11 protein-coding genes are annotated in these 15488 nt (G+C 74.9%); 3 read left to right on the top strand and 8 right to left on the bottom strand.

The window, feature by feature from the left end:
• Window positions 1-77 precede the first annotated feature (77 nt).
• The 5 genes from ACIQGZ_RS18625 to ACIQGZ_RS18605 form a co-directional block, all read right to left on the bottom strand.
• Window positions 78-1634, bottom strand: coding sequence for a WXG100 family type VII secretion target (locus ACIQGZ_RS18625; protein WP_402603012.1), 1557 nt, complete (start codon window positions 1632-1634; stop codon window positions 78-80).
• A gap of 1 nt (window position 1635) precedes the next feature.
• Complete coding sequence (locus ACIQGZ_RS18620) at window positions 1636-1974, bottom strand: hypothetical protein (RefSeq protein WP_402603011.1); 339 nt, start codon at window positions 1972-1974, stop codon at window positions 1636-1638.
• A gap of 202 nt (window positions 1975-2176) precedes the next feature.
• Window positions 2177-4594 carry a PQQ-binding-like beta-propeller repeat protein gene (locus ACIQGZ_RS18615; protein WP_402603010.1) on the bottom strand — a complete coding sequence of 806 codons (2418 nt, stop codon included), beginning with the start codon at window positions 4592-4594 and terminating at the stop codon, window positions 2177-2179.
• 90 nt (window positions 4595-4684) lie between these two features.
• A complete protein-coding gene (locus tag ACIQGZ_RS18610; protein ID WP_402603009.1) occupies window positions 4685-6928 on the bottom strand; it encodes a PQQ-binding-like beta-propeller repeat protein in 2244 nt (747 codons plus the stop codon).
• Window positions 6929-7105: 177 nt separating this feature from the next.
• Window positions 7106-7534: a PPOX class F420-dependent oxidoreductase gene (locus ACIQGZ_RS18605; RefSeq protein WP_402603007.1), complete on the bottom strand. Its 429-nt coding sequence runs from the start codon at window positions 7532-7534 to the stop codon at window positions 7106-7108.
• A gap of 95 nt (window positions 7535-7629) precedes the next feature.
• Between ACIQGZ_RS18605 and ACIQGZ_RS18600 the strand changes: the two genes are divergently transcribed.
• Window positions 7630-8400 carry an SIR2 family NAD-dependent protein deacylase gene (locus ACIQGZ_RS18600; RefSeq protein WP_402603006.1) on the top strand — a complete coding sequence of 257 codons (771 nt, stop codon included), beginning with the start codon at window positions 7630-7632 and terminating at the stop codon, window positions 8398-8400.
• Window positions 8401-8621: 221 nt separating this feature from the next.
• Window positions 8622-10049, top strand: coding sequence for a hypothetical protein (locus ACIQGZ_RS18595; RefSeq protein ID WP_402603005.1), 1428 nt, complete (start codon window positions 8622-8624; stop codon window positions 10047-10049).
• Between the two features lie 80 nt (window positions 10050-10129).
• On the opposite strand, the gene ACIQGZ_RS18590 is transcribed toward ACIQGZ_RS18595, so the two are convergent.
• Window positions 10130-10900, bottom strand: coding sequence for a vWA domain-containing protein (locus tag ACIQGZ_RS18590; protein WP_402603004.1), 771 nt, complete (start codon window positions 10898-10900; stop codon window positions 10130-10132).
• A gap of 71 nt (window positions 10901-10971) precedes the next feature.
• Window positions 10972-12048: a PP2C family protein-serine/threonine phosphatase gene (locus tag ACIQGZ_RS18585; RefSeq protein ID WP_402603003.1), complete on the bottom strand. Its 1077-nt coding sequence runs from the start codon at window positions 12046-12048 to the stop codon at window positions 10972-10974.
• A 237-nt stretch (window positions 12049-12285) separates the two neighbouring features.
• Between ACIQGZ_RS18585 and ACIQGZ_RS18580 the strand changes: the two genes are divergently transcribed.
• Window positions 12286-14355 carry an N-6 DNA methylase gene (locus ACIQGZ_RS18580; protein ID WP_402603002.1) on the top strand — a complete coding sequence of 690 codons (2070 nt, stop codon included), beginning with the start codon at window positions 12286-12288 and terminating at the stop codon, window positions 14353-14355.
• A 225-nt stretch (window positions 14356-14580) separates the two neighbouring features.
• On the opposite strand, the gene ACIQGZ_RS18575 is transcribed toward ACIQGZ_RS18580, so the two are convergent.
• Complete coding sequence (locus ACIQGZ_RS18575) at window positions 14581-15423, bottom strand: SAM-dependent methyltransferase (RefSeq protein WP_402603126.1); 843 nt, start codon at window positions 15421-15423, stop codon at window positions 14581-14583.
• Between the last annotated feature and the right edge of the window lie 65 nt (window positions 15424-15488).

The raw sequence follows: 15488 nt of genomic DNA, 5'->3' as shown, positions 1-15488 counted from the left end.
GACTACAGGCCAGTGGCCCCGCGCCGTGCGCGCGGGGCCACTGCCGAGGTGCTACTTCAGCTCGCGGCGATCCCCGGTCATTCGACCACGGGCGGATTCACCGGGCCGGTGCCGTTGGTCCAGGTGTCCTCGTCCTCGACCAGGTAGTCCGGACGGCTCCCCTTCTTGTCCTTCTTGCGCTGGCCTCCCGTACCGGCTCCGTGCGGTGCGCCACCGCCACGGGCGGAGCCGGAGCCGGCCCCGGTGCCGCGGTTGCGTCCGAGCCCGGAGCCGCCTTCGGTGAAAGCGCCACCGGTCTTGCCGCTGCTGCCGCCGATCGCGCCGCCGGTCCGCCGGGCCAGGCTGCTGCCCCGGGCGCCGCCACCGGCCCGTGCGCCGCCCGCTCCGCCCATGCCCCCCATACCGCCGCCGGCGCGGCCCTGGCCGGCGGCGGACTCACCGGCAACCGCCCGGCCTCCGGCGCTGCCGCCGCCCTCGTACGAGCCTCCGGCCCGGCCGCCGATGGACGACGTACCGCTGCTCCCCCTGCCCCCGCCGGTTGTGCCACCACCGACGGTGCCACCGGTGAATCCGCCGCCCCCGGCGAATCCTCCACCGGTACCACCAGAGCCGAAGCCGCCGCCCGGAACGTCGCCGCCGGCGAATCCACCGCCGCCGCCCCCGCCACCCGACCCGGGGTTGAGGCCACTGGGCACCGGGCCGGTCGGGCTGACCACACCGCCGCCGGTGCCGTCGATGCCGGTCCTGGCCGGCGGCTGGCTGCTGATCGGGTCGAAGGTGATCGGGGTGACCGTACGGCCGGGGATCGGGCCGGTGCTGTGGGTGGGCTGGGTGCTGATGCCGTCGTGGGCAGTCGGGAGCCCGTTGCCGATCGGGTTCGGGGAGCGGTACGTGGGCTGCGTACCGACCTGCTGCCTGTCGGTGCCGCCGCCACCGCTGATCTGGCGAGGACTCTTGGGCGCGGGGCCGACATCGCCGGGTGACCGGATCGGGGTGGGCGGAGCAGGTGGGTACGGGACCCGGGGGTCATGAATGCCATCGTCGGGCGGCGGCTGCATCGCCTGCGAAGCGCTCTTGTACTGCGGAGCCAGCCGCTCCATCACCGCGATCGCCTGCTGATGCCGCTCCTCCAACAGCGACAGGCTGCCCGCGTTCCGCTGGACGGCGGTGTCGCGGTCCATTCCGGCGGCGATGTCGGCGCGGAACCGGGTGTCGTCGCGCTTGCCGTCGAGGAGTTTGTCCTTGCCCTTCTCCCAGGTGCTGGGCAGGTGGATCGAGGCCATGTCGGTCTTGGCGACCTGGAGCGACTGGCTGGCGTAGGTGAGGGCGTGCGAGGTGTTCTGGGCGTGCAGGCCGGTGTTGGTGATGCTCTCCTGGAGGACGGCGGACCGCTGTGCGAAGCCGTCGGCCGCGCTGCCCTCCCAGTGCGCGGTGATGTGGTCGGTGGCGGCCTTGAGGTCTCGGGAGGCGGCGTCGAGTTCCGCCTTGACGCTCATCCAGTGGCCGGCGACCTCTTCCAGCCGCTCGGGGCGGCTGTTCTCGACCATCTGCTTGATGGGGATGAGATCCCAGTGCTCGAAGTTGGTGATGCCCTTGGAGGTCGTGCCCGTCGGCACACTGACCTTGTCGCTCATCTCAGCTCAGCCTCGCCCCGGAGTCGGTGCCGCCGCTCATGCCGGTCTGGACCTGGTATTCGCTCTCCTTGTAGGAGTCGTTCACGGCCTTGGTCTTGCTGCCGAACTCGTCGATCATCGATTCGAGATTGGTGATCAGTTCTTCGAGCTTGGCCTTCATGTTCGTGTGCGCCGTGTGGAGTTCATGCGCTTCGGGGAACTCCCAGCCGACGTCGGAAGGTTGGATCACGGTGTTGTAGGTGGCTTTGCCCGCCGTTTCGCCGAGGCTCTTCTGAAGAGTCCTCAGTCTGGTGACGACCGCCTCTAGTTCGTCCGTGTTGACCCGGTAGCCGTCGGCCACTTGGCGTCCCCCCGCTATCGCTGGTTCCCCGTCAACGTCAGCGCCCCTCTGGACAGGGGCCCATCGATCCTATCCCTTGCCCTTCGGCCGGGAACACGGATCGAAGGGCCGTGACGGTTCCCGAAAGGGTGGAACCGGGCGGCGCCCCGGGGCGGCTTCAGGCGAAAGGAGTACCCTGCGCCGCCGCCCCGGGGCGGGCGGGTCAGCTGTCCGGCAGCAGGTAGACCCGGTCGAAGTGCTGGGCGATCAGGTGGCCCTTGCCGTCGGAGGAGAGCTGCCAGGGGTCGATGCTCGCCTTGTCCTTGCCGTCGGTGAAGTCCCAGCGCCGCTTGCCGGTCTCCGCGTCGAGGGCGTGCAGGCCGTTCTTGGCGATGAAGTCGGCCACGAACACGGTCTTGCCGCTCACCGCGGCGGGGGTGTTGCCGTCCAGCGCGCCGGTCTCGCTGTACCAGAGCCGTGAGCCGTCGGCGGCCTGGTACGCGTAGACGCCGGCCACGTCGGGGCTCATGGCGGTGCAGTAGACCGTGCCGCCGACGGCGGTGGTGGAGGAGTAGCCCCGCACGCCCTTGTCCTGGACCCGCCAGCGCACCTTGCCGGTGGCGATGTCCAGGGCGGTGACATGGTCGCCGCCGACGAAGACGGTGTCGCCCTGCACCGAGGGCAGCCACTGAATGCCGTCGCCGGACTTGCGGGTCCACAGCTGGTCGCCGGTGGCCGTGTCCCGCACGGTGACGTTGTGCCGGTCGTCGGTGTAGACCAGGTACTTGCCGGCGAGCACCGACTGCAGCTGCTGGTCGGTGCCGACATCCCGGGTGATCTTCCAGCGGAACTTCTGCGTCTTGAGGTCCACGCAGAAGACGGTGTTGGTGTGGCTGCCGATGTCGAGCTGGCCGTTCTTGGTCGCGTACGTCTGGCCCGTGATGTAGACCGCCGTGTCGTCCGCACCGAGCACGAAGTTGAAGGAGTGCTGGATGTCGGCCTTGAGCTGCCACACCCGGGTGCCCTTGACCGGGTCGATGCCCACGATGGTGTCGCTGCCGAGCAGGGTGACCACCGCGCCGTTGCAGACCACCGGGGAGGTCAGGTAGTTGGCGACGCCCTCGTAGGTCCACTTGGGGGTGGTGCCGTTGGCGGCGTCCAGGCAGACGATGCCGGACTCGCTGTTCACCAGGATGGTGCCGTCGTGGAAGGTCGGCCGGGTGTGGGTGAGGCTGGTGCCGCTGTACGTCCACACCGGGCTCGGCGCCACGCCGTCGGGGCGGTCGGCCTGCGCGGGGAGGGCGGAGTCGGCGCCGGGGGTCGCCGCGCCCGCCGGGCCGGTGGAGGCGGCGGGGCTGCCGGTGCTGCTGCCGTCGGCCGTGGTGGCGCCGCCCTTGTCGCCCTTGTCCCGGCTGACGAGCAGCGCGGTACCGCCGCCGACCACCGCGACCGCGCCGACCGACACGGCGGCGGCCAGGAACCGCCGTCGGGACGGGGAGGCGGCGCCGGCCGCCGGGGCAGCGGGTCCGCCCGCGTACGGGGGCGGCGGCGGGGGCACACCCGGGCCCTGGGCGTACGGCGGCGGATAGCCGTAGCCGGGCGGCGGCGCCTGGCCCGCTGCCTGCGGCGGTACGGCGCCGATCCGGCCGAGCTGCATGGTGGCGGGGGAGTCCGGGGCGGCCGTGTGCTGGGTGGGCGCGTGGCCGAGCAGTGCCCGGGGGTCGGCGGCCGGGGCGTGCCCGCCCGCCGGGGTATCCAGGTCCATCACGGCGGCGGCGTGCCGGGCGATGGCGGAGGCGACCGGCACCGGCAGCCAGCCGGCCCGCAGCAGCCGGGCGGCGCCGCCGGGGGCCAGCGCGGCCGACAGCTGCGCGGGGGTGGGCCGGGCGGCGGGGTCCTTGGCCAGGCAGGGGGCGATCAGCGAGCGCAGCGACTCCGGAAGCTGTGTCAGGTCCGGCTGCCCGTGAACCACCTGGTACAGCAGCGCGGCGGCCGAGGAGTCACCGAACGGGCCGACGCCGGTCGCCGCGAAGGCCAGCACCGAGCCGAGCGAGAAGACATCGCCCGCCGGGCCCATGGGCTGCCCGACGGCCTGCTCGGGGCACATGTAGCCGGGGGAGCCGACCACGATGCCGGTCTGCGTCAGCCGGTTGCCGTCCACCGCCCGCGCGATGCCGAAGTCGATCACCCGGGGCCCGTCGGCGGCGAGCAGCACATTGGACGGCTTGAGGTCGCGGTGGACCAGCCCGGCCGCGTGCACGGCGGCGAGCGCCTCCGCCAGGCCGGCGCCGAGCGCCCGTACGGTCTCCTCCGGCAGCGGGCCGAACTCCTCGACCGCGTCGGCCAGCGAGGGGCCCAGCACATACGCGGTGGCGAGCCACGGGGTGGCGGCGTCCGGGTCGGCGTCGACCACCGGGGCGGTGTACGCGCCGTCGACCGAGCGGGCCGCCTCGACCTCGCGCCGGAAGCGGGTGCGGAAGTCGTCGTCCTCGGCCAGCTCGGGCCGGACGGCCTTGACGGCCACCGTGCGGCCACCGGCGTTGCGGGCCAGGTAGACCCGGCCCATTCCGCCGGCGCCGAGTCTGGCCACCAGCCGGTACGGGCCGAAGCCCTCCGGGTCTGCCGCTTCGAGTGGCTTCATGCCGCGCCGCCTGCCTTCCGGGTGCGCAGGAGGGTCCTGCTGAACGGAGTTGGGGTGTCCTTCGAGCCTAGGGGGTTGCCGTACGGGCCGTCACTCGGGTGGCAGTCCGTACACGCGGTCGCCGTGCACCGCGTACAGCCGCTCGCCGTCGGTGCTCAACTGCCAGTCGCGGCCCAGGTCCTGGCCGTCGCGGAAGTTCCACCGCACCTCGCCGGTGCGGGCGTCCAGGGCGTAGACACCCTTGGCGTCGCTGAACGCGGGCACGAACAGCACGTCCCCGATCAGCACATTGGCGAGCAGGTCGCCCGGGTACTCCACCTTGTCGGTGCTCCACCGGACGCTGCGGTCGGCGGCGGACAGCGCGTTGACCCGGTAGGTCGCGTCGCAGGCGTAGACGGTGCCCCCGGCGACGAGCGGCGGGCCCCAGGCGTTGCGCCGCTTGCTGCCGGCCGGCAGCGACCAGCGCACCGCGCCGGTCCGCAGGTCGAGGGCCTGGAGTTCCGCGCCGCCGAGGTAGACGGTGCCGTCCTGGACGGTCGGCGGGATCTGCACCTCGGCGGCGTCGCCGCTCCACAGCTGCTCGCCGGTGCGGGTGCTGCGGGCCACGACGTTGTGCGAGGAGTCGGTGTAGACCAGGTGGTCGCCGGAGAGCACCGGCAGCACCCAGTCGTCGGCGGTGGCCTTGCGGCGCTGCATCCACAGCTGCCTGGGGTTCTGCCCGCCGATGGCGTAGGCGAAGATCGCGCGGTTGTCCAGGTCGTCGATGTCGAAGACCGGCTGTCCCTCGGCGTCCAGCGGGTACTGGTTGCCGGTGAGGTAGACGGCCCGGTCGTCGGCGCACAGCACGGTGGTCAGCCCGATCCGGGCCGGCTCGCGGTACGTCCAGCGGTGGCTGCCGGTGGCCGCGTCCAGTGCGACCAACTGCCCGTCGCCGCCCGTCAGGTAGACCACCAGGCCCGCGCCGACCGCGATCGGCACCGGGAGGTTGGGGCCGGGCCCCGGCTCGTCCCACTTCTTACGGCCGGTGGCGCCGTCCAGGGTGGTGACCTGCTCCCCGGCGATGTGGACGGCACCCCGGTACGGGGTCACCGCGACCTGGGCGAGGCTGCCGCCCTGGAACGTCCACAGCGGCTGCGGCGGCACCCCGGCCGCCCGGCTGGGCCGGGCCGTGGGGCTGAGGCTGGGCCGGGCGGGCGAAGCGCTGGGGGAGCCGGTCGGCCCGGGGACGGGCGTGGCCCCGCCGCCGCCCCGGGTGAACGCCCAGGCCGCCGTACCGCCGACCGCCACCCCGCCGCCGACGAGCGCGGCCAGCAGGAAGCGGCGGCGCGAGGCCGGGATCGGCTCGGCGGGCTCGGCGGGCTCGGCGGCGCGCAGCCGTACGGTGCCGTCGCTCCCGCCGCCGTCCGGGTCACCGCCCGGCGCCGCAGGCTGGCCGTGCGCGGGCGTCTCCATCGCCATCACCTCGGCCGCGTGCGAGGCGATCGACGAGGACACCGCCGCAGGCAGCCAGCCGCCGGCCAGCGCCGCGTCGACGCCCTGCGGGGCGAGCACCGCCGCGAGCTGCTGCGGCGTCGGCCGCTCGGCGGGCTCCTTGGCCAGGCACCCGGCCAGCACCGGCCGCAGCTCCTCCGGCACCCGGGCCAGGTCCGGCCGGTCGTGCACCACCCGGTAGAGCAGCGCGGCCGGGGTGCTCTCTCCGAACGGCCCCTCCCCGGTGGCGGCGTACGCCAGCACCGAGCCCAGCGAGAACACATCGGCGGCCGGCCCGACCTCCTGGCCCGCCGCCTGCTCCGGGGACATGAAGCCGGGCGACCCGACGACGATCCCGGTCCCGGTCATCCGGGCACCGTCGACCGCCCGCGCGATGCCGAAGTCGATGACCCGGGGGCCCTCCGCCGACAGCAGTACGTTCGACGGCTTGAGGTCGCGGTGGACCAGCCCGGCCGCGTGCACCGACACCAGCGCCTCGGCCAGCCCGGCGCCCAGCGCCCGTACGGCGGAGGCGGGCAGCGGGCCGAAGCGGGCCACCGCCTCCGCGAGCGAGGGCCCCAGCACATACGCGGTGGCCAGCCAGGGCACGGCCGAGTCGCGGTCGGCGTCGACCACCGGCGCGGTACGGACGCCCTGCACGGCCCGAGCCGCGGCGACCTCGCGCCGGAACCGGCGGCGGAAGTCCTCGTCCCCGGCCAGCTCCGGGCGGACCACCTTCACCGCCACCGTGCGCCCGCCCGCCGAGCGCGCCAGGTAGACCCGGCCCATGCCGCCCGCGCCCAGCCGGGCGAGCAGCCGGTACGGGCCGATCGCCGCCGGATCGTCGGCTTCCAAAGGATTCATCGGCCCTGCTCCCCCGTGGTGCTGCCCGGTCCCGTGTCCTCGGTGCGCCCTGCGGACGCCGAAGGCAGCCTAGGCCCGGGAGGCGGAGGGCCGACCGCTGTGGACGACTGGGCGCAGAACCGTTACGGCGGTGTGATCGGCACCGTTCCGGTTCGCGGGCCGCGCACCGGCGGCCGGTCAGTCCGCGATGTCCCGCAGGGCCAGCACCTTGTCGATCCGCACCCGCACCAGCAGCTCACCGGCCACGCCGTTGCGCGCCCCGAACTCCGCGCCCCGCTCCTCGCCCATGTACCGGGCACCGAGCCGGGTCGCCCAGTGGCGCAGCTGCGTCAGGTCCTCGCTGAGCTCGGCCCGGCCCTCCAGCAGGACGAACGAGTACGGCGGCCGGTCGTCGTCCACGCACATCGCCACCCGCCCGTCCCGGAGCAGGGTGCGGCCCTTGACCGTCTCCCGGCCGGTGTTGAGGACCAGGTCGTCGCCGTCCAGCAGGAACCAGATCGGCGCCACATGCGGCCGCCCGTCCGCCCGTACCGTCGCCAGCTTGCCGGTGCGGGTGCCTTCGCTGACGAAGGCCCGCCACTCGGTGTCCGTCATAGGAGTCGCCATGTCCCCATGGTGCGGGCACCGCGCCGCCGCCGCACCCGCCGCCGGCGGCGCAATCCGGTGGCCCACCGCACGGCGGGCGTCCTAGCCTGGCGGACATGGACGAGCAGCAGGCCGCCCCGCCGCTGGTGGCGGTCCTCACCGGCGCGGGCATCTCCACCGACTCCGGCATCCCCGACTACCGGGGGCCGAACGGGGTGTGGCGGCGCGACCCGGAGGCCGAGAAGCTTGTCACCTATTCCTCTTACATGGCGGACCCCGAGATCCGCCGCCGGGCCTGGCAGCTGCGCCGCGACTCGCCCGCGCTGCACGCCGAGCCCAACGCCGGGCACCGCGCCCTCGCGGACCTGGCACGCGCCGGGGTGCCGCTGCGCGTCCTCACCCAGAACGTCGACGGCCTGCACCAGCGCTCGGGCCTGCCCGACCGCAAGGTGATCGAACTCCACGGCACCGCACGGGCGGTGCAGTGCACCCGCTGCCGGGCCCGCTCCACGATGGACGAGGCACTGGGGCGGGTCGCCGCCGGAGAGGCCGACCCGGCCTGCCTGACCTGCGGAGGCATCCTCAAGTCCGCCACCGTGATGTTCGGCGAGGCGCTGGACCCGGCGGTGCTGGCCAAGGCCCGCGCCCTCACCCAGGCGTGCGAACTCTTCCTCGCGGTCGGCACCACGCTCCAGGTCCACCCCGCCGCCGGGCTGGTCGATCTGGCCGTCTCCTGCGGCGCGCGGCTGGTCATCGTCAACGCCGAGCCCACTCCGTACGACTCACGGGCGGCGGAGATCGTCCGGGAGCCCATCGGCACCGCGCTGCCCCGGCTGGTCCGCCGCATCGCGCAGCAGGCCGGAGTGCCATTGCCGACCGGGAGTTGAGGCCGGCCGACCCGCCGAACGGCGTCGGCGCGGTGGACGACGAAGGCGCACCACAATGTCGGGGTGCGTGCAAGCCCTCGTACGCCACCCGTATTGTGGGCGTCCATCGCGGCCTCCCGGAGCACCATGCGCCCCACCGCGCCGGAACGCCGCAGCAGCCACGTCCTCACCACCTCGTTGGCCCAGCCCAGTCGATCTCTCTGCCTCGAACCGGACTCCACATGCCTGCGCCACACAGCACCGAAGAAGCCCCCACGACCGCCACCCTCCCCGAGCCCCGCACCCATGCGGCCGACCCGGTCACCCCGGCAGCGGCGGACGGTGAGACCCGCCCCGGTCCCCGTGAGGAGCTGCACAGCTACGCGACCCTCGGCGGCTTCACGCTCGCCGCCGGTACCAACGCCTGGCACGCCGCGGCCGCCGCCGTCACCACTCCGGAGGAGGCCCGCGCCGCGTCCACCGCGCTCGCCGAACTGCGCGGCCGGGACCTGCCCGCGCTGCGCGCCGTCGCACCGCGCCTGGCCGCCGCCACCCCGCTGGGCGAACCGGCCACCGCCGCCGAGCTGAGCAGCACCGCCGCCCTGCTGGTCCGGGTCGCGGCCACCCTGGAGACGCTGCGCCCGGGGGCGTACGCGGCCGACCTGGACGCACTGGTCGGCGCCACCGCGGTCGGCGGCGTGGCCCTCGGCCCGCGCCGCGCCCTGGTCCGGCAGGCCAAGCGGCTCGCGGTGTCCCGCTGGACCCGCCGGACCACCCTGCACACCGCCCTGACCGAGGCCGCCGCCACCCGCACCGAATGGCGGGAGGCGGCTGCGGAGGACTCCGACCCGGCGCTGCCGACCGACGGCGGGGTGCTGGACGAACTGGTCCAGCACGTCCAGGGCATGGAGACCAGCCTGCGCGAGCTGGGCCGACTGCTGCCCGGCCGCGAGCTGGACACGCTGCCCCTCGCCGAGCTGGCCGAACTCCTCGACACGCTGGCCGCCGACGAGGGCACCCTCCACCGGCTGGCCACCCTGCACCAGCTGCGGACCGGCCTGGAGGCGGCCGACCTGGGGCCGCTGCTGGCCGAGCTGACCGAGCGTCAGGCGGACGCGGACGAGGCGGTGGCCGCGTACGACGCGCTGGACAGCGCCGCCGTCGCCCAGGCCGCCGACACCGACGCCGACACCGACGTCGACACCGATGTCGACACCGACGTGGACGCGGGGTCGGCCGAAGCCGAAGCCGAAGCCGAAGCCGAAGCTGTCGCGGAGCCCGCCGCCGCGCCCGAGCCCGAGCCCATCGCCGCCAAGGCCGTCGAGGCCGAGCCGGAGCCCGAGCCCGCCGCCGTAGCCGAGCCCGAGCCCGTAGCCCCCAAGGCAACCGAGCCCGCGCCCGAGCCCACCCCCGCCGCCGCAGCCCCGCGCCGGGCCGCGAAGCCGCGCCGCCCCCGCAAGCCGTCGCTGACCCCCGGCCGCCCGATCGCGGCCTACACCGCCGCCGAACTCGCCGCCCTGGTCCGCTGGATCGACAGCGACGGCGTGGAGCGCACCGACGACGAGCTGCTCCGCGCCACCATGAAGGAGCTGGGCTTCGGCCGCCTGGGCCCCAGGATCAAGGACGCTATCGGCGCGGCCATCGCCACCGCCCGCCCCGCCGCCGAGTAACCCTCACCGGCTCCGGCACCGCCAGTCGACAGGCCGCACCGCTCCACCGAGCGGTGCGGCCTCGTCCGCACCCGGCCCGCTCAGCGCACGATGCCCGCCGCCCGCGCCGCGACCAGCCACTCCGGGAACTCGGCCAGCAGCCGGTCGTACAGCACCGAGTCCGGCACCGCCCGGGGATCGGCGCCCGCCGCCGTGAACCCCGCGTTGTCCACCACCCGTTTCGCGGGCACCGGCAGCTCGTCCAGCCGGCGCAGGAAGGCGAACTCCTTCGCCCCCGGGTCGCCGAACCCCACGAACTGCCAGAACACCGGCAGCCGCGCCGACTCGCACAGCAGCCGCTCGGCGGCGGCCCGGGAGGTCGGCCCGCCGTCGGTCTGGAAGATCACGAACGCCGGGTCGGTCGCCCCGGACGCCGCGTAGTGGTCCAGCACGGCCTGCATCGCGATGTGGTAGTTGGTGCGGCCCATGTGCCCGTACGAGTCGTGCAGCCGGCCGACCCGATCGGTGTGGTCACCCAGGGTGAGTTCCGCGACGCCGTCGACGCCGGTGGAGAAGAAGACCACCGGTACGGTGCCGTCGTCGTCCAGGTTGGCGGAGAGGCCGAGCACCTGCTCGGCGAGGTGCTGCACGGTGCCGTCCCGGTAGAAGGGACGCATCGAGCCGGACCGGTCCAGCACCAGGTAGACGGCGGCCCGCAGCCCGGCCAGGCCGCTCTTGTGCAGGCTGATCCGGGCCTTCTTGTACAGGTCGACCAGCCCGGGGGCGGTGGCCCGCAGCCGTTCCGGGCTCACCGCCGGGGTGCCGCCGCCCCCGCCGCTGCCGCCGGGACGCTTGACGTAATCGATGGCCATGCCGCTCCTCCGCCTGGGTGTGGGCGGCAAGCTATCGCCCCCGGGCGGTACGGGGCACCCCGTCGGGCCGGTCACGTCACCCGGCGCACCGCCACCATCGCCGCGTCGTCCGCGAGCCGCCCGCCGGTGTGGTGCAGCAGGTCGTCGCGGAGTGCGTGCAGCAGCTCGTCCGGCTCCTCCCCGACCCAGTTCGGCAGCCGCTCGGTCAGCGGGTAGAAGGTGCCCTGCGCATCGCGCGCCTCGATGACGCCGTCGGTGTACAGCAGCAGGGTGTCACCGGCCAGGAAGGTCACCCCGTCGACCAGTTCGGGGCTGTCGTCCAGGTCGCCCAGGCCCAGCGGCAGGGCGGGGACCGCCGGTTCCACCCGTACGACCTGCGAGCCGCGCAGGATCAGCGGCGGGGGGTGGCCCCGGTTGAGGACGCTGATCCGGTCGCCCTGGTCGGGCAGCTCGACCACGGCGGCGGTGACGAACCCCTCGCGGGTCGAACCCTCGGTGCGCGGCTGTGTGGAGCCCGGCCGCGGGGTGCCGGCGAGTTCGTCCAGTTCCTCGGAGAGGCTGGTCTCCAGGTAGTCGGCCAGGTCGGGGAGCGAGGTGCCGTGCCAGGTCGACCGGCGGAAGGCGCCCAGTACGCAGCTCACCGCGTCGATCGCGGCCAGTCCCTTGCCCTGCGCGTCACCGATCAGCACCCGGGTGCCGCCGTCGACGCCCGCCGCCGCGAAGAGGTCGCCGCCGATCGCGGATTCGTCGTCGGCGGCCACATACAGTGAGGAGAAGGCGAGTCGGCCCATCCGCCGGGGCAGCGGCCGCAGCAGCGTCCGCTGGGTCACCTCGGTCACCCAGCGGGCCTGGGCCAGCTGCCGCTCCCGCCGGGCCCGTACGGCGGCGGCCCCGACCGCGCCGGTACTGATCAGGATCATCGCGAGCAACTGCACGGCGAAGTTGGTGGTGCCCAGCTGGTCGTTGCGCCAACCGGCCGCGGTGACGCAGATCAGCGTCACCGCGAACAGCAGCAGCGTGCCCAGCGGCCCGCAGAACACCGCGGCGAAGACGGGCGCGGCCACCATCAGCGGGCCCAGCATGACCGTCGGCGGTATCAGCTCCTCGAACAGCAGCAGCGTGGTCGGCAGTGCCAGCAGCCAGGCCATGACAGCACGCGGTCTGCGCCACAGCCCCGTAGGGTGCGGGTGCTCGCTGCCGCCACCAGGTCCCATATCAGCCAAGCTACCGCCGCAGCCGAAGCTTCTCCTGCCGACGGGCGCCCGACCCGCGATCGGGCGCCGCCCCGGCGTCGAGCAGGTGTGAGCGCAGTCAACATCGCGCTACCGACATCTGGGCGTGCTGTCGGTATATTCACGCCAGACCCCCAGCGAACCGGAGATACCGTGCCCCAGAGAGTCACCGTGACCGCCGCCGAGGTCGCCCGGCTCGCCGGGGTGGGGCGCGCCGCCGTCAGCAACTGGCGGCGGCGGCACGAGGACTTCCCGGCCCCGGCCGGGGGCACCGACGCCAGCCCGCTGTTCGATCTGGCCCAGGTGGAGGACTGGCTGCGGAGCCAGGGCAAGCTCACCACCGCCCACCAGCGCGAATGGCTCTGGCCGCACTTCGACGCGCTCGGTGACCGCGACCGGATGGGCCGGGCCGTCGCCGCCGTCGGCGCCCGGTGCCTCAGCGCCGACAGCGCCGCCGGCACCACCGCCGGCACCGTGCTGCCCGGCCTCCCGGCGAGCGAGGACGCCGAACTGGTGGCCAGGGCGGTCGAGGTGGCCCGCGCCGAGGGTGCGTACGAGACCTTCGAGTACCTGCGCGGCCGCTGGCTGGACACCCACATCCGGCAGATCAGCGCCACCCCCGCCGAACTCGCCGACCTGATGACCGCCCTCGCGCTCCCCCCGACCGCCCCCGGACCGGCCCCCGCCGTCCTCGACCCCGCCTGCGGCACCGGCACGCTGCTCTCCGCCGCCCTGCGCCGCACCGCCGCCGGGCAGCGCCCCGCCGCCCTGCTCGGCCAGGAGACCGACGCCACCGCGGCCGCCCTGGCCGCCGTACGCCTCGCCTTCGAACAGCGGGCGCTGACCGACCCCGGGCCGGCAGCGCAGATCCGGGTCGGTGACACCCTGCGCGCCGACGCCTTCCCTGCCGCCCGCGTCGACGCCGTCGTCTGCAACCCGCCCTTCAACGAGCGCGACTGGGGCCACGACACACTCGGCTGGGACGACCGCTGGGCCTACGGCCTGCCGCCGCGCAACGAGTCGGAGCTGGCCTGGGTCCAGCACGCGCTGGCCCGGCTGCGCCCCGGCGGCACCGCCGTCCTGCTGATGCCGCCCGCCGCCGCCGCCCGCCGGGCCGGCCGCCGCATCCGCAGCGCCCTGCTCCAACGCGGCGCGCTGCGGGCCGTGGTCGCGCTGCCGCCGGGCGCCGCCCCGCCGCACGGCGTGGCGCTCCACCTGTGGGTGCTGCGCAACCCCGGCGAAGCCCCGGCCCCCGACTCACTGCTGCTGGTCGACGCCGCCGCGCGGGCCCAGCCCCAGCCGCCCGCCGACGGCCGCGCCGCGCTGGACTGGCCCGCCGTGCACCACGCGGTGCTGGACGCCTGGCACGCCTTCGAGCGGCTCGGCGGCGAGCTCGACGACGCACCCGGCGAGCACCGCGCCGTACGGATCATCGACCTGCTGGACGACGAGGTCGACCTCACCCCCGCCCGCCACCTCCCGCAGGGCATCGCCGCAGGCCAGGCCCCCGACCTCGGCGGCCGGATCGACGACCTGGGCGAGGCGCTGCGGGAGGCCGCCGCCCTCGCCACCGGCCTGCGCCGACTCGGCACGCCGCCGCCCGCCGCTGCCGCCCAGCACCGGCAGCAGGTCACCGTGGGCGACCTGCTGCGCAGCGGGCACCTGGCGCTGCACCCGGGGTCCGGCGCCCATCAGCCGCTGGTCCGCGACGGTGAGGCACCGCCGGACGCGGTACGGGTGCTGTCCGCCGCCGACCTGCTGGCGGGCGACACCCCGGCCTCCGCCGGCTGGCTCCCGGCGGCCGAGCTGGACCCCGGCTGGACGGTCACCCGGCCCGGTGATGTGATCGTCGCCGTCGCCCCCAACCGCACCGCCACCCGCATCGCCGGTGACACCCCCCTGCTGCTGGGCCCGCAGCTGAACGCCCTGCGGCCCGACCCCGGCGCCCTCGACCCCTGGTTCCTGGCCGGCAGCCTGCGCAGCCGGGCCAATGTCCGGCAGGCGGGTACCCACGCCTCCACCACCTCCCGGGTGGATCTGCGCCGGATGCAGCTGCTGCGGCTGCCGCTCAGCGAGCAGCGCCGCTACGGCAGGGCCTTCCGCCGCCTCGACGCCCTGGAGCGCACCCTCGCCCGAGCCGCCGCCACCGGCGACGAGCTGCTCCGCTCGCTCACCGACGCCCTCGCGGCGGGTCTCGTCCCGCCCGACCCCGCCGACGGCTAGCCGGCGCGACCTGCCACGCCGGACCCGCCACGCCGGATCTGCCACGCCGGACCGGGCGCAACGGCCCGCGCTCGTACGGCACCGATGCGCTCCGGCAGTCCGCCACCGGCCACCGCCGGACCCGGGCAAGCCGACCCGGCGCCGGCCGCCCGGCCCGGCTCGGCCGATGCGCCCGGCTGCCCTGGCCGGACTGCCGGGCGCCGGACTGCCGGGCGCCGGAGGTGACTACGGCTTGACGCCGACCCCGGCCCAGACCGGGATCTGCTCCGACCCGGCGGGCAGCTCGCCGTCCGGCCGCCACCACGGCTGCTGCACGATGCCCGGCTCCACCAGCTCCAAGCCCGCGAAGAGCGCGGCCAGCTCCTCGCGGCTGCGCGACACGCCCGGCGCGGTCGACTTGCGGTACGCCTCGTTCACGCCCGCCAGCTGCTCGGGCGTCGCGAAGTCGGAGGTCCCATGGCTGAGCAGCAGCATGCTCCCGGCGGGGAGTTCGGCCAGCAGCGAGCGGACGATGCCCAGCGGGTCGTCGTCGTCCGGGACGAAGTGCAGGATCGCCACCAGCATCAGCGCGATCGGCCGGTCGAAGTCGAGGATGGCGCGGGCCTCCGCGAGGATGCGCTCCGGCTCCCGGAGGTCCGCCTGGAGGACCGAGATCCGGCGCGCGCCGTCCGCGTGGGCCAGCAGCGCCCGGGTGTGGGTGAGCACGATCGGGTCGTTGTCGACATAGACGATCCGGGCGTCGGGGGCCACCTCATGGGCGACCTCACTGGTGCTGCCCATGGTGGGGATGCCGGTGCCGATGTCCAGGAACTGCCGTATCCCGGTGCTCGCCGCGTACCGCACCGCCCGGCCGAGCCAGGCCCGGTTCGCCCGCGCGGCTTCCCGTACCACCGGGTGCGCGGCGAGCGCGCGCTCCGCCGCCTCCCGGTCCGCCGGGAAGTGGTCCTTGCCGCCCAGGAAGTAGTCGTACATCCGAGCGGGATGCGCGATCCCGGTACGCAGATCAACCGGCGGTTCGTCGTTCGACGCCGCCTTCAGGTTCGGTCCGGCGTACTCCCGTGGCACCATGCCCACCCCGACTCTCCATGTTGCGTCCGACGTGCGGAATCCTATCGACCGGACGTCCGCCACCG

It is taken from the genome of Streptomyces sp. NPDC092296, assembly GCF_044755465.1.
GTDB lineage: Bacteria > Actinomycetota > Actinomycetes > Streptomycetales > Streptomycetaceae > Peterkaempfera.
The sequence above is the reverse complement of the archived record's forward strand: the minus strand, read 5'-3'. Positions and strand labels throughout refer to the sequence as shown.